The organism is Neorhizobium sp. USDA 3394 (genome assembly GCF_056280385.1).
This window is the reverse complement of sequence record NZ_JBWCDU010000001.1, coordinates 2093866-2108383: the sequence shown is the minus strand read 5'-3', so window position 1 is coordinate 2108383 and position 14518 is coordinate 2093866. Positions and strand designations below refer to the sequence as shown.

The window sequence follows — 14518 nt, the reverse complement described above, 5'->3', positions numbered from 1 at the left end:
AAGCCGCCGGGATGTTTCGGTCACCAACTGGTGATGCCGGGTTGGGGGCACCCTCCGCTCGATCTATTGAGGCGTCTGCAAGGCCCTCGGACAGACGCCGAAGCAGCCGCCCTCCATATGGACGAAGGCGACGCCGCCTTCTTCGAAAGCCAGGCGGAGCTGCGCCTCCGTCGCGCGGTGGAGGTCGTGCCGGCTGCCTTCGTAATCACGGATGGTGCTTCTCGACACGCCCGAACGGTCGGCGAGATCGGTCTGCGTCCAATCCAGAAAGCCCCGGGCGGCGCGGCACAAGGCCGGCGTCAAAATTGCATTCTTTGCGGCTTGACCCATCTCACCAAACTGCCCATATTGGTCAATATCTCCCATATATGGCAATTTGGATTCGATTGCTAGACGGGGCATTCGCAGGCATCTTCGCAGCAGGCGCTGGGCGAAGCGCAGCACATGGAAAGGCCGGAGCATTGGGATAACGTCAGGACCATATCTTCTTCTTGTTCTTCTGGTCCTGCCTTTTCTCGGAAGCCTGGTCTCCGTATCTCTGCTGCGAACGCGCTCGCGCGTGCTACCGTCCTGGGTCGCGGGCGCAACTGCGCTCCTCTCCCTGCTGATCGTCGCCTCCTTCTATCCGGGCGTCACCAATGGCGGCGTGCTGCGCTTCGAGGGGACCTGGCTGCCGCAGCTCGGCCTCAACTTCACCCTCCGCATGGATGGTTTCGCCTGGCTCTTCTCCATGCTGATCGCCGGCATCGGCTTTCTGGTGGTCGTCTACGCCCGCTATTACATGTCGGAAGACGATCCGGTTCCGCGCTTCTTCTCCTTCCTGCTCGCCTTCATGGGCGCGATGCTCGGTATCGTCATTTCCGGCAATGTCATTCTCCTGTCGGTGTTCTGGGAACTGACCAGCATTTTCTCCTTCCTGCTGATCAGCTACTGGCACAACAATGCCGCCGCGCGCGACGGCGCCCGCATGGCATTGACGATCACCGGCATCGGCGGTTTCTGCCTGCTGATCGGGCTGCTGCTGCTCGGCAACATCGTCGGCAGCTATGACCTCGACAAGATCCTCGTCGCCGGCGATGTCATCCGCGGCCATTCCCTCTACGTGCCGGCACTGGTCTTCATCCTGCTCGGCGCATTGACCAAGAGCGCCCAGTTTCCGTTCCATTTCTGGCTGCCCAATGCCATGGCGGCGCCGACCCCCGTTTCAGCCTTCCTGCATTCGGCGACCATGGTGAAGGCGGGCGTCTTCCTGCTGGTGCGCTTCTGGCCGGCCCTGTCGGGAACCTACGAATGGTTCTATCTGGTCGGGCTGGCGGGCATCATCACGCTGGTGCTCGGCGCCTATTTCGCGATGTTCCAGCAGGACCTGAAGGGTCTGCTCGCCTATTCGACGATCAGCCATCTCGGCCTCATCACCACGCTGCTCAGCCTCGGAAGTCCGCTGGCGACGGTCGCGGCGATCTTCCACATGGTCAACCATGCGACCTTCAAGGCGTCGCTGTTCATGGCGGCCGGCATTATCGACCACGAGACCGGCACGCGCGACATGCGACGATTGAGCGGGCTTTTCCGGTATCTGCCCATCACGGGCACGCTGGCCATGGTGGCAAGTGCCGCCATGGCTGGCGTTCCTCTGCTGAACGGCTTCCTGTCGAAGGAAATGTTCTTCGCGGAAGCGGTCGAAACCCATGCGGATTCCATTCTCGACCGCATCCTGCCCTATGTGGCGACACTCGCCAGCGCCTTCAGCGTCGCCTATTCGCTGCGTTTCATCCACACCGTCTTCTTCGGACCGCCGCCGACCGATCTGCCCAAGCCGAAGCCGCATGAGCCGCCGCGCTGGATGCGCTCTCCGATCGAGCTTCTGGTCGTCGCCTGCCTGATCGTCGGCATCATTCCGGCGATTTCGATCGGGCCTTTCCTGCATACCGCCGTCGTCAGCGTGCTGGGCGCCGATACGCCACAATACAGCCTGTCCATCTGGCACGGAGTCAACCTGCCGCTGATCATGAGCGCCATCGCACTCGTCGGCGGCACGCTGCTCTATCTCTCGCTTCGGAAATATCTCGCGACCTGCGAGGACGGTCCGCCGATCCTGCGCAACCTCAAGGGCCAGCGCATCTTCGAGCGGATTCTTGTGGAAGTGTCCTGGCGCTGGGCCCGCACGCTCGAACGGCGCTTCGGCACCCGCAATCTGCAGCCGCAGCTTCGCTGGGTGGTGGCGACCGGTTTCCTCGCGGGGCTGCTGCCGCTCTATCTCTCCGGTTTCGAGACGCGCGAAATCGCCTTTTCCGGCATCGATCCGGCCTTCGCGGCGATCTGGCTGCTCGGCATCTGCCTTGCCTTCGGCACCGCCTATCTCGCCAAGTATCATCGCCTGGCGGCACTCGTCATGCTCGGCGGCGTCGGGCTGATCGTCTGCATCACCTTCGTCTGGCTCTCGGCGCCGGATCTGGCCATCACCCAGCTTCTCGTCGAGATCGTCACCACCGTCCTCATCCTTCTCGGGCTGCGCTGGCTGCCGAAGCGAACGGAGGGAATGGTCGAGGCGATCAGCCTGCGGGCGCGCTTCCGCCGCTTCCGGGACCTGGCGCTTGCCGTCGTCTGCGGCATCGGCATGTCCTTCATCGCCTATGCCGTCATGACCATGCCGGTGCCGGACGCGATCGCCAACTATTTCCTCGAAAACGCCTATTCGCAGGGCGGCGGGCGCAACGTCGTCAACGTCATCCTGGTGGATTTCCGCGGCTTCGATACGCTCGGCGAGATCGCGGTGCTCGGCGTCGTCGCGCTGACGGTCTTCGCGCTGCTTCGCCGTTTCCGCCCCGCCGACGACAGCATGGACCTGCCGGAACAGCAGCGGATCCAGAACAGTTTCGATGAGGATCGTCCCGAGCGTTCGGCCGGCGATACGGTGCGCGACTACCTGCTGGTGCCCTCCGTCATCATGACCTGGCTTTTCCCGGTGATCATCACCTTCGCCGTCTACATTTTTATGCGCGGTCACGACATGCCGGGCGGTGGTTTCTCGGCCGGGCTGACGCTGTCGATCGCCTTCCTGCTGCAGTATCTGGCCGGCGGCACGCGCTGGGCGGAAGATCGCCTGCGCATCCTGCCGCTGCGCTGGATGGGGGCGGGCATACTCACCGCGTCCGCCACCGGCATCGGCGCCTGGTTCTTCGGCTACCCGTTCCTGACCTCGCATTTCCAGTATGTCGAGCTGCCGCTGATCGGCAAGATGCCGGCCGCCACCGCGCTGCTCTTCGATCTCGGGGTATTCTCGCTGGTTGTCGGTTCGACGGTCCTTATTCTCGTGGCGCTGGCGCATCAGTCGATCCGCATCAACCGCCTGCGGGCGATCGATGCGGCCAGGACGGAGGAGGGCTGATGGAACTCGTTCTTGCCACCGCGATCGGCGTGATGACGGGCTGCGGCGTCTGGCTCATCCTGCGTCCGCGCACCTATCAGGTCATTGTCGGCCTTTCGCTTCTCTCCTATGCGGTCAATCTCTTCATCTTTGGCGTCGGCGGCGTGAAGACCAATGTCCCGCCGATCCTCGTCGATGGCGTTCCCAATTCGACGCTTGCCGATCCGGTGCCGCAGGCGCTGGTGCTGACGGCCATCGTCATCGGGTTTGCGACGACCGCGCTGTTCCTCGTCGTGCTGCTGGCCTCCCGGGGCCTGACAGGCACCGACCATGTCGATGGGAGGAACGAGCCGAAATGACTGGCTGGTCCCATCACCTCATCATCGCGCCGATCCTGGTGCCGCTGGTCGTCGCCGCACTCCTGCTGTTCTTCGACGAGCGTCAGCGCGTCGTAAAGGCAATGATCAGCCTCGCCTCGACGCTGATCCTGGTCGTCGTCTCGCTCGCGCTTCTGCGGATCGAAAGCGGCCCGAACGATTTCGACGGCGTCTATCTTCTCGGAAACTGGGCGGCGCCGTTCGGCATCGTGCTGGTTCTCGATGCGCTCTCGGCCCTCATGCTGATCCTGACCGCGCTGCTCTCGGTCGCCGCACTGGTCTTCTCGCTCGCCCGCTGGCACGCGGTCGGCGCGCATTTCCACACCATGTTCCAGTTGCTGCTGGTCGGCTTGAACGGCGCCTTCCTGACCGGCGACCTGTTCAATCTCTTCGTTTTCTTCGAGGTGATGCTGGCGGCATCCTACGGACTGCTGCTGCACGGCTCCGGGCCGCTGCGCGTCAAGGCGGGCATGCACTATATTGCCGTCAACCTAGCCGCAGCACTTCTGTTCCTGATCGGGGTCAGCCTGATCTACGGCACCGCCGGCACGCTCAACATGGCCGATCTTGCCGCCCGCATTCCCGATATCGAGCCGGACCGGCGGATGCTGATGGAGGCGGGAGCGGGCGTGCTCGGCATCGCCTTCCTCATCAAGGCAGGCATGTGGCCGCTCTGCTTCTGGCTGCCGACCGCCTACAGTGCCGCCTCCGCTCCGGTTGCCGGCATCTTCGCGATCATGAGCAAGCTCGGCATTTACATCATCCTGCGGCTCACCATGCTGCTCTTCGGCGACGGGCCGTCCGCCGGTTTCGGTGCCGATGTGCTTCTTTATGGCGGCATCGCCACCATCATCTTCGGTACGATCGGGGTGCTGGCTTCACAGGCGCTCGGACGGCTTGCGGGCTTCTCGGTTCTGGTTTCTTCCGGAACCCTGCTAATGGTGCTCGGCATCAATGACGGGGCGATCTCGTCCGGCGCGCTGCTCTATCTCGTCAGCTCGACATTGACGATCAGCGCCTTCTTCATGCTGATCGAACTGGTCGAACGCGGACAGGATGCCGGTGCGATCGTCCTTGCGGTGACCATGGAAGCCTATGGCGATGCGGACGAGGACGAGCCGGAGGAGGGCGAGGGCGTTACCATGCCGGGCACGATGGCGATCCTCGGCATCTGCTTTGCCGCATGCGGCATCCTGCTCTCCGGCCTGCCGCCCCTTTCCGGCTTCATAGCCAAGTTCGCGATGCTGTCGGCGATGATGGGAACGGGGGCGATCGGCGTGCCGCCGACCGCGACCGTCTGGATTCTGGTCACCCTCGTCATTCTCTCCGGCATCGCCGCTCTGATTTCGATGACGCGCGCCGGCATCCGCACCTTCTGGAGCTCGCTCGAAGGAACCGTGCCGCGCGTTCTCGTCATCGAGATCGTGCCGGTGATGTTCCTGCTTTTCCTGACGCTTGCGCTGACTGTCCAGGCCGGACCCGCGATGCAGTACATGGACACCACGATCCGGACACTCAGCAATCCGAGGACCTATATCGACGCGGTGCGCAATGCGGCGGTGGTGCCGGACTATGACGGCGTCTCCTCGACCAACGCGGGGAGCAAGTGATGCTACCCTATCCGCTGCTCACCCTGTCGCTGATCCTGATGTGGTTGCTGCTCAACGGCTTGACGCCCGGCCATCTCGTGCTCGGCATCCTGGTCGCCGTCTTTGCCTCCTGGGCGATGGCGTCGCTGCGCCCCGACAAGCCGAAGCTCGCCAAATGGTACCTGCTGCCGAAACTGTTCGGGATCGTGCTCTACGATATCGTCAAATCGAATATCGCGGTGGCCCGGATTATTCTTAAGAGCGGCCGGCGCAGCCACAATCCCGGCTTCCTGACCGTTCCGCTGGACATCGAGAACCACACGGCGATTGCGGTACTCGCCGTGGTCCTGACCAGCACGCCCGGATCCGCCTGGCTGGAATACGATTCCAACGACCGGACAGTGCTGCTGCATGTCCTCGACCTCGACAATGAGGCGGAATGGCGCGACACGATCAAGAACCGGTACGAAAAGCTGCTGATGGAGATATTCGCATGAGCGCCATCATTCTCTTCACTGCGGTCTCGATCGCCCAGCTCATGCTGGCCGCGGCGATGGCGATTGCTTCGGTACGGATGTTCCGGGGCCCAAGGGCGCAGGACCGCATCATCGGCCTCGACACGCTCTACATCAACGCCATGCTGCTGCTGGTGACCTTCGGCATCGGCACCGGCAGGGTGATCTATTTCGAGGCGGCCCTGGTGATGGGCATGCTGGGCTTCGTGGCGACCGTGGCGCTCGCGAAATTCCTGATGCGCGGTGAGGTGATCGAATGATGCAGTCTGCCGCCGACATGCCCGTCTGGGCCGCCATCGCGGTCGCTTTTTTCCTGCTGATCGGCTCCGGCCTGGCGCTGATCGGCGCGATCGGCTTCCTGCGCCTGCCGACCTTCTACGAGCGCATCCACGCCCCGACGCTCGGCACCAGCTGGGGGATCGGCGGCATCATGCTGGCCTCGATGATCTTCTTCACCGTCTCCTCGGGGCGCCTCGTATTCCACGAAATACTGATCGGCATCTTCGTCACGGTGACGACGCCAATCACCTTTATGCTCCTGGCCCGCGCGGCTCTCCACCGCGACCGTGCGGAAGGCAACGGCAATGTTCCGGACAATCCGAACAGGAGCCAGCCCGCCAGGGAGGTGTTGGGCGAGAGCGATCCTCGGAGGGGGTAGGGCGCTTCATGGGTCGCGAAGCTGGGCGGCGATCGTCGACATCTCTGGTCCGTGGGCTGCGGCGCAATGCCCGCTTTTTCCTGATGACAGACTCACTGAGCAACAATATACAGTCAATCCAGGACTAACTATCGGACGTCACGGATGAAGACCTGGAAGCCTGACCTGACCCGCAGCCGCTCTCCGCGCTACATGGCGATCGCCGATGTCATCGAGATGGATTTGCGGAGTGGCAACCTCGTCATCGGTGATCGGTTGCCGCCGCAGCGCGAGCTGGCCAAGGTGCTCAACGTCGACTTCACCACCGTGGCGCGCGGTTATCTGGAAGCCCAGAAGCGTGGTCTGGTCAGTTCGCATGTCGGACGCGGCACCTTCGTGACCGGCGGTGCCGACAAGGAGCGCCGGGGTTTCATTTCCGACGCCGCGCCCGATCCGCGCCGGGCCTCGATCGTCGATTTTTCCATGAACATGCCGCCGGAGCCGGACGATCCGGAACTGATTGCCCGGATGCAGGGCGGGTTAACTGCAGTCGCCACCAATCTTGTGCCTCTGCTGCGTTATCAGGGGTTCGGCGGTGCCGGCGTCGACAAGGAAGCGGCGGCGGTTTGGCTCGGCCGGCGCGGCATGGTGCCGTCGCAGGAGCGTATCTTCCTCACGCCAGGCGCGCATCCGGCGCTGCTGGCGATCTTCGGCATGTTGGCAAAGCCGGGCGAGACGGTGCTTTCGGAGAACATCACCTATCCCGGCATGCGTTCGATCGCCGCGCAACTGCGATTGAGTCTCGTCGGCCTGCCGATGGATGACGAAGGCATTCTGCCGGCAGCCTTTGCCGAGGCCTGCGAGAAGACGAAGCCGAAGGCACTCTATCTCAATCCGATCCTGCAGAACCCGATGACGCTGACCGTCCCGGAACGGCGTCGCGAGGAGATCTGTGCCGTGGCGCGAAAATATGGAGTGCCGATCGTCGAGGACGACGCCTACGGCTTCATTCCTCTGCGTGCCCCGGTACCGCTGGCGGCGATAGCTCCGGACCTGACATGGCATATCGGCGGGCTTTCCAAATCTCTCGGCGCCGGGCTCAGGCTCGCCTATGTCGTCGCCCCGGACACCAAGGCCGCTTGGCCGTTCGTCAGCGCCATGCGCGCCAACAACGTCATGGCGTCGCCGCTGTCGGCAGCGCTCGCCACCCGCTGGATCGAGGACGGCACGGCCGACAATATCCTGCACTTCGTCAGGACCGAAGCGATGGCCCGCCAAGCGCTGGTCGCAGACATACTGCCGAAGGGCAGCTATCGCGGCGACCCGCTCAGCTTCAACATCTGGCTGCCGTTGGCACAGGGCTGGACCCGCTCGACGTTCGGCAGCCACATGCGTTCCGCCGGCATCGGTGTTGTGGCGAGCGACGCCTTCTGCGTCGACGGCCCCGCGCCGGAAGCGGTGCGCGTATGCCTCGGCGGTCCCATCCAGCGGCCTGCGCTCGGGGCGGCCCTGGAATTCATGGGCCATGCGCTGCAGAGCTCGCCCGAAATGGCCGGCTCCTTCTTCTGATCTCTCCACTCTGCGATCCCCGGCCGGAATGCCTGCGGCATTCTGGCTACTCGACATATTGAATGCATAAATCTATATAATGACTGCAATCAATAAGAGATTTGATCGCTTTGCTCCCCAAGGACGATGATCATGGATCACGAATGGCCTCCTCTCCCTCCCATGCAGACCGGCCTGCGCGGGCGCTGCCCGCGTTGTGGTCAGGGGCATATGTTCAACGGCTTCCTGACGCTCAGCCCGAAGTGTGAAGCCTGCGGACTGGACTATTCCTTTGCCGACCCCGCCGACGGCCCGGCCTTTTTCGTGATGTGCTTCGCCTGCGTGCCGAGCGTGCTTCTCGGCGTCTGGCTTGAAGTGCAGTTCCAGCCGGCCTGGTGGGTTCACTTGCTGGTGACATTGCCCTTCATGCTCCTGACCTGCATCCCGCCGCTTCGACCGCTGAAGGGTTGGCTGGTGGCGAGCCAGTATTTCTACAAGGCGGAAGAAGGAAAGCTGGTGAGGCGCGCCAGCTAAACCCGTCATTTGTCGTGATTGACTGGAGCGCCGAGGAAGGTCGTCAATTCCCGCGCTGCCGCGCCGCCCGCCCGGTTCGCCCCGATCGTGGAAGCGGATGGACCGTAACCGACCAGGTGAATACGCGGGTCCTTGGCGACCTGCGTCGCCAGCCGGCCGGTCATCAGGATGCCGCCGCTCGCCTCGCGCAGTTGTAGCGGGGCGAGATGATCGAGCGAACTGCGAAAACCCGTGCACCACAGGATCACGTCGGCCCGTTGCTCGGAGCCGTCCGCCCAGCGTATCCCGTGTTCGGTGACCTCGGAAAACATCGGCAGCCTTTTCAGCGCGCCCCGTTCGCGCGCCGCCAGGATCGCCGGCGTGACGGGCAGGCCGGTGACCGAAACCACCGAACCCGGCGGAAGGCCCCGGCGGACGCGGTCTTCCACCAAGGCTACAGCCGCGCGCCCGACCTCCGGCGTGAACGGCTCGTCGCGGAATTGCGGCTCCCGTCGCGTCACCCAGGTGGTCGAGGTGACGCGGGAGATCTCGTCGAGCAGCTGGATCGCCGATATCCCGCTGCCGACCACGACGACATGCTGGCCGGCAAATTCCTCGGCGGTACGATAATCCCGCGTGTGGAGCTGCCTCCCATGGAAACGGTCAGCGCCGGGATAGTCGGGAACGTAGGGCGATTCCCATGTGCCGGTGGCATTGATCAGGCCTCTTGCCGAAAAGACACCGAGGTCGGTTTCGACCCTCAACCGATCACCCCTTGGGCAGACGACCGTTACCTTGACGGGGCGATGGACGTGCAAATCGAATGCGGCTTCGTAGGCCGCAAAATACTGGGGCACCGCGACCGACGCCTTAACTAGGTTGGCTGAAGTATCGACCACCTCCTCGAACCGCATTCCGGGCAAGTCATGGACGCGGTTGGCGGTGGCCAGCGTCAGGGATGGCCAGCGAAACTGCCAGGCGCCCCCAGGCTCCGGCGACTGGTCGAGGACCACGAAGTCTCTGTCCGGCACAAGATCCAGTTTCCGCAGGTGATAGGCCGAAGACAAACCCGCCTGACCCGCTCCGATCACGACGATATCGACCTTGACCGCCACCCGGGCGTGCTCGGGTCCGTCGTCAGCGAAGTGATCCGGTTCGTGGTCTGCAGCCATGCGGAATATCCATGCCGGTGACGGGGCGAAGGGGGCGGGCAGACAAGGCTTATACGCCTGCGAAAGTCGCTTCAAGCAAAACGGGCAGCAGTAGCGGGGAGAGTGTCATGTCTCAATTCATATCGGGACGCCGTGGCCGAGCGCCGCGGGTGCTCGCTCTGGCCGCCGGACCTGTGCCATAGTGCGGTCCTTCCGACGAAAGCGATTCCATGCCATCGACCCCAGACCGCATCGATCCCCTGTTTGACAGACAAGGCACGAAAAATCCGCTCGATGTGCTGAAGCGCGTCTACGGTTATTCATCGTTCCGGGGCAAGCAGGCCGCGGTCGTCGAACAGGTCGTGTCGGGCGGCGATGCCGTGGTGCTGTTTCCGACCGGCGCCGGCAAATCGCTCTGCTTCCAGATCCCCGCCCTCTGCCGCGATGGCGTCGGCATCGTCGTTTCGCCGCTGATTGCGCTGATGCGCGACCAGGTGGAGGCGCTGAAACAGCTCGGCGTGCGCGCCGCCGCGCTCAATTCCTCGCTGACGCGCGAAGAATTCGTCGATGTCCGCCGAGCGATCGCCAATGGCGATCTCGATCTTCTCTACGTGACGCCCGAGCGCATCGTCACGCCGGCCTTCAAGGACATGATCGGCAATGCGAAGATTGCGTTGTTCGCGATCGATGAAGCACACTGCGTTTCGCAATGGGGCCACGATTTCCGCCCGGAATATCGCGAGCTTGGCCATCTCGCCGAGCACTATCCGGGCGTGCCGCGCCTGGCGCTGACGGCGACCGCCGATCCGCATACCCGTGAAGACATTATCGACAAGCTTGCGCTGCGCTCGGCCGAGGTGTTCACCACCTCCTTCGACCGGCCGAACATCGCCTACGAAATCGTCGAGCGAGACCAGCCGCGCCAGCAGCTTCTGCGCTTCCTGTCTCGCCACAAGGGATCGAGCGGTATCGTCTATTGCCTGTCGCGGGCCAAGGTCGAGGATACGGCGGAGTGGCTGAACGGGCAGGGTATTCGAGCACTTGCCTATCATGCGGGGATGGACCGCAGCATCCGCGACGCCAATCAGGACGCCTTCCTCAAGGAAGAGGATCTCTGCCTTGTCGCCACCGTCGCCTTCGGCATGGGCATCGACAAGCCGAACGTGCGCTACGTCGCCCATCTCGATCTGCCCGGTTCGGTGGAGGCCTACTATCAGGAGACAGGCCGCGCCGGGCGTGACGGGCTGCCGTCCGATGTCTGGATGGCCTATGGCATGGCCGATGTCATCCAGCGTGGCCGGATGATCGACGAGGGCACTTCGGGCAACGATGTGAAGCGGGTCGAACGCGCCAAGCTCAATGCACTGCTCGGCATCTGCGAAACGCCCGGCTGCCGCAGACAGGCGATCCTGGCGCATTTCGGCGAGGCGCATGGCGGCCAATGCGGCAATTGCGATACCTGCCTTAAACCCGTCGAGACCTGGGATGGAACGGATGCCGCCATCAAGGCGCTGGCGGCGATCTACCGGACCGGCGAACGGTTCGGCACTGGCCACCTGATCGATGTGCTGCTCGGAACCCGAAACGAGAAGACCACCCGCTTCGGCCATGCCGACATGCCGGTCTTCGGTGTCGGCAAGGACATCCCGTCAAAAACCTGGCAGTCTGTCTACCGTCAATTGCTGGCCGCCGGCCTTGTCAGCGTCGATCATGCTGCCTTCGGCGCTCTGAAGCTGGAGCCGGAAGCTCGCGCCGTCTTCAAGCGGGAACGCGAGGTGCGCTTCCGCAAGGACCGCCCGACGACGGGCAAGGCATCGCGAAGCGCGTCGCCGAGCGCGGCAAGCGCCCGGTCTGCGCTGGAAGGGGCCGATGCCGAACTCTTCGAGGCGCTGCGGATCGCGCGCCTGGGGATTGCCAAGGAGCTTTCGGTGCCGCCCTATGTCGTCTTTCCGGACACGACGCTGGTCGCCTTCGCCACCGCCCGCCCGACGAGCCGCGATGCGCTGCTCGGCATTTCCGGGGTAGGGCAATCGAAGCTCGAACGTTATGGCGATGCCTTCCTGGCGGTGATCCGGGCGCACGAGAGGTAGGTGGACTAGCCGCGTCAGTAAAAGGTCGAGTGGAACGGCGTGATCGCAGCGCCCATCGCCGACGCGTCGCTGGCGATCTCCGAGATGATCAACTTTGGGCCGGGGCGGGGTACTCCATAACGGGGGCGGTCAAAATTCTTTGTCCTATCAATCAGCATCTGCGCCAAATCTCGCGGCACCTGGCCGCCGAAGACGATCGCCTGCGGGTCGAAGATCGCCCGGATGGCATTGATCAGGCGGTTATAAGCCGGCGTGACTTCGTTCACCCACTCGGTGACGCCTGGCCATTGCGGGTCGAAATGCCTGCGCATGTAGGTGATGGAGGGGACATCGACGCCGTTGCGAATGAGCCTCTCTATGAGCAGCTGTAGCGCCGGTCGCCGCTGGTTTTCCTCTTCGTCGTAGATGCCCGAAAACTCGCCGGCATTGCCATTGCCGCCGAGCAGCAACTCGCCGTCGCTGATCAGTCCGCCGCCGAAACCGTAGTTGAAGCTCAGGTAGGCGAAATGTTTTATGTAGCGGCCGGCTCCGAACATGGACTCGGCGACTGCGCCGGTATTGGCGCCATTGTGTACCCAGACCGGCTTGCCAAAAAATTCCGCCAGCAGCGGGCCGAGTTCGATCAGCGACCATTCGTGGAGCGGAAGGGGTGCGTTGTAGCGGGTTCCCCCGACATGAAAGCCCGCTATTGCGAAGCCGATGCCGAAAAGGGCCTCCGGGGATAGGGCGTTGAGTTTCTGCGCTTCCACGAGCCGTTCTCTGACGAGATCGAGGGATTGCGCCATCGTATGCCCGCGCAGCGTCACGCTGCTTTCAGCCAGAACATTCCCGGCAAGGTCCATCAGGCAGATACCGATGACATCGGTATTGACCGAGATCCCGCAGGAATAGGCGTATCGACCGTCAAGCCTGAGCGTCGGGCTCGGTTGCCCGCGGCCGACGCCCGGTTTCGGAGAGCCGAGCGAGACGATGCCGCGCTCCGTGAGCTGGTCGATGATCCGGTAGACCGACTGCTGGGTGAGATCGGTATGGTCCGTGACTTCGGACCGGGAAAGACCGGGATAGCGCCAGATGAGCTTGAGCAGGTTGCGCTCGTTCGGCGAGACGACGCCGCTTTCGCCTGCACGCAGGAATTGCCGCGAGATCAGAGCCTCGGGAAAATACGCCATCGGATACACCTCCCTCGCTCACAATTACCTGAGAGGTGTAATAATGGCGGTTGCATACAGCCGTTTACCTCGCGTTTTCCTTTGCTTAGCTGGAAATCCCTTTCGCGACAAGGGTTTCCGGGCGTCATTTAATTGTTACACATAAAGTGTAGTAATCCCGTCGTTCCGATGCCGAGCCCACTCGGCCGATCCCAAAACAGGCGAGGGCAATTATGAAGATTTCCATTCTGGCGGCGGCTGCCGCCCTGATGGCGGGCGCGTGTTCCGCGCAGGCCGCCAATATCGAGTTCTGGTACGGCAATACAGGCCCTGTCGAAACCGCGATCAAGGCTCAGTGCGATGCGTTCAATGCCGCACAGACCCAGCACAAGGTCACCTGCGTCGGCCAGGGCAGCTACGAAGTGTCGATGCAGAAGGCGATTGCAGCCTTCCGTGCCAAGAACCATCCGGTGCTGATCCAGTTCTTCGACGCTGGCACGCTCGACCTGATGCTGTCGAACGCCGTCGTGCCCGTCCAGGAAATCCTGCCCGACGTCAAATGGGACAACTATATCGCCGGTGCCCGCGCCTATTACGAAACGTCCGGCGGCAAGCTGTTCGCTCAGCCCTACAATGCCTCGACGTTGCTGTTCTACACGAACAAGACCGAGCTCGAGAAAGCCGGCATCACCCAGACCCCGACCACCTGGGAAGAGGTGATCGATGCGGCCCGCAAGCTGAAGGCTGCCGGCCATGCCTGCCCGTTCGTCACCGATGGCGATACCTGGCGCGTGCTGGAGCAGTTCTCCGCCCGCCACGGCCTGCCGATCGCATCCAGGCACAATGGTTATGACGGCCTCGACGCCGAATATGTCTTCAACACCACCTTCGTCGCCAAGCACCTCCAGAACCTGGTGGACTGGCGCAAGGAAGGCCTGGTCAAGCTTAATGCCGACACTAAGGCCGGCAATTACACCGCAGCCTTCAACGCCGGCGAATGCGCGATGATGGAAGGCTCTTCCGGCTCCTACGCCGCCTCCACCAAGGCTTTCGACGGCAAGTACCAGCTTACCGTCAACATGGCGCCGATGTACAAGGGTTACCAACGCCACAACACGCTGGTCGGCGGCGCTTCGATCTACGTCATGAAGGGCCATGACCAGGCTCAGGTCGATGGCGCCAAGGCCTTCCTCGACTTCCTGCGCAAGCCGGAACAGCAGATGGCGTTCACTGCGGCCACCGGTTACGTCCCCGTCACCAACGACGTGCTCGAGGCGATCAACAAGAGCGGCGAAGCGAAGGCTGCGAAATACGCAACCGCTGCCCTCGGCATCGAGTCGATGAACCAGTCGCCGACCGCCGACAGCCGCGGTATCCGCCTCGGCTTCTACGTGCAGTTCCGAGAAATCTTCGTGGAAGAGACCCAGAAGGCCTATGGCGGCCAGCAGACCATGCAGGTCTCGCTCGACAACGCCAAGAAGCGCGGCGACGAGCTGCTGCGCCGCTTCGAGCAGACCTACAAGGGCGTCAAGCTGCCTTGATCCAAGCTTGATCGGCGCGGACGGGACACAGGTCCTGTCCGT

Annotated in this window: 13 protein-coding genes; 10 read left to right on the top strand and 3 right to left on the bottom strand. The window is 63.1% G+C overall.

Going from position 1 to position 14518, the window contains the following annotated elements:
* Nucleotides 1-63 precede the first annotated feature (63 nt).
* Complete coding sequence (locus ACZ9EJ_RS10075) at nt 64-375, bottom strand: helix-turn-helix domain-containing protein (protein WP_080954118.1); 312 nt, start codon at nt 373-375, stop codon at nt 64-66.
* A gap of 91 nt (nt 376-466) precedes the next feature.
* Between ACZ9EJ_RS10075 and ACZ9EJ_RS10070 the strand changes: the two genes are divergently transcribed.
* From ACZ9EJ_RS10070 to ACZ9EJ_RS10035, 8 genes are all read left to right on the top strand, one after another.
* Nucleotides 467-3388, top strand: coding sequence for a monovalent cation/H+ antiporter subunit A (locus ACZ9EJ_RS10070; protein WP_046640772.1), 2922 nt, complete (start codon nt 467-469; stop codon nt 3386-3388).
* Entirely contained in the window at nt 3388-3726 is a 339-nt protein-coding gene (locus ACZ9EJ_RS10065; RefSeq protein ID WP_046630827.1) for a Na+/H+ antiporter subunit C, read from the top strand. Before ACZ9EJ_RS10070 ends, ACZ9EJ_RS10065 begins: the two co-directional genes overlap by 1 nt.
* Nucleotides 3723-5354: a monovalent cation/H+ antiporter subunit D gene (locus tag ACZ9EJ_RS10060; RefSeq protein ID WP_046640720.1), complete on the top strand. Its 1632-nt coding sequence runs from the start codon at nt 3723-3725 to the stop codon at nt 5352-5354. The genes ACZ9EJ_RS10065 and ACZ9EJ_RS10060 overlap by 4 nt, the downstream gene beginning before the upstream one ends.
* Nucleotides 5354-5830 (top strand): Na+/H+ antiporter subunit E, encoded by a 477-nt coding sequence (locus ACZ9EJ_RS10055; protein ID WP_046640719.1) that lies wholly within the window; start codon nt 5354-5356, stop codon nt 5828-5830. The genes ACZ9EJ_RS10060 and ACZ9EJ_RS10055 overlap by 1 nt, the downstream gene beginning before the upstream one ends.
* The gene (locus tag ACZ9EJ_RS10050; RefSeq protein ID WP_046630821.1) at nt 5827-6108 is read left to right on the top strand and encodes a K+/H+ antiporter subunit F; all 282 of its coding nucleotides are present in this window, start codon (nt 5827-5829) and stop codon (nt 6106-6108) included. The genes ACZ9EJ_RS10055 and ACZ9EJ_RS10050 overlap by 4 nt, the downstream gene beginning before the upstream one ends.
* Entirely contained in the window at nt 6105-6506 is a 402-nt protein-coding gene (gene mnhG / locus ACZ9EJ_RS10045) for a monovalent cation/H(+) antiporter subunit G (protein ID WP_370649835.1), read from the top strand. Before ACZ9EJ_RS10050 ends, mnhG begins: the two co-directional genes overlap by 4 nt.
* A gap of 144 nt (nt 6507-6650) precedes the next feature.
* Nucleotides 6651-8054: an aminotransferase-like domain-containing protein gene (locus tag ACZ9EJ_RS10040; protein ID WP_046640718.1), complete on the top strand. Its 1404-nt coding sequence runs from the start codon at nt 6651-6653 to the stop codon at nt 8052-8054.
* A 129-nt stretch (nt 8055-8183) separates the two neighbouring features.
* Nucleotides 8184-8567 carry a DUF983 domain-containing protein gene (locus tag ACZ9EJ_RS10035; protein ID WP_080955746.1) on the top strand — a complete coding sequence of 128 codons (384 nt, stop codon included), beginning with the start codon at nt 8184-8186 and terminating at the stop codon, nt 8565-8567.
* Between the two features lie 5 nt (nt 8568-8572).
* Here the strand turns inward: ACZ9EJ_RS10035 and ACZ9EJ_RS10030 are convergent, their stop codons facing one another.
* The gene (locus ACZ9EJ_RS10030; RefSeq protein ID WP_251089884.1) at nt 8573-9718 is read right to left on the bottom strand and encodes an NAD(P)-binding domain-containing protein; all 1146 of its coding nucleotides are present in this window, start codon (nt 9716-9718) and stop codon (nt 8573-8575) included.
* A 209-nt stretch (nt 9719-9927) separates the two neighbouring features.
* Here ACZ9EJ_RS10030 and recQ point away from each other — a divergent pair, with 209 nt between their 5' ends.
* The gene (recQ, locus tag ACZ9EJ_RS10025; RefSeq protein WP_046640716.1) at nt 9928-11787 is read left to right on the top strand and encodes a DNA helicase RecQ; all 1860 of its coding nucleotides are present in this window, start codon (nt 9928-9930) and stop codon (nt 11785-11787) included.
* Between the two features lie 14 nt (nt 11788-11801).
* On the opposite strand, the gene ACZ9EJ_RS10020 is transcribed toward recQ, so the two are convergent.
* On the bottom strand, nt 11802-12956 hold the full coding sequence (locus tag ACZ9EJ_RS10020; RefSeq protein WP_046640715.1) for an ROK family transcriptional regulator: 1155 nt from the start codon (nt 12954-12956) through the stop codon (nt 11802-11804).
* A gap of 212 nt (nt 12957-13168) precedes the next feature.
* Between ACZ9EJ_RS10020 and ACZ9EJ_RS10015 the strand changes: the two genes are divergently transcribed.
* On the top strand, nt 13169-14476 hold the full coding sequence (locus tag ACZ9EJ_RS10015; protein WP_046640714.1) for an extracellular solute-binding protein: 1308 nt from the start codon (nt 13169-13171) through the stop codon (nt 14474-14476).
* Nucleotides 14477-14518: the final 42 nt, after the last annotated feature.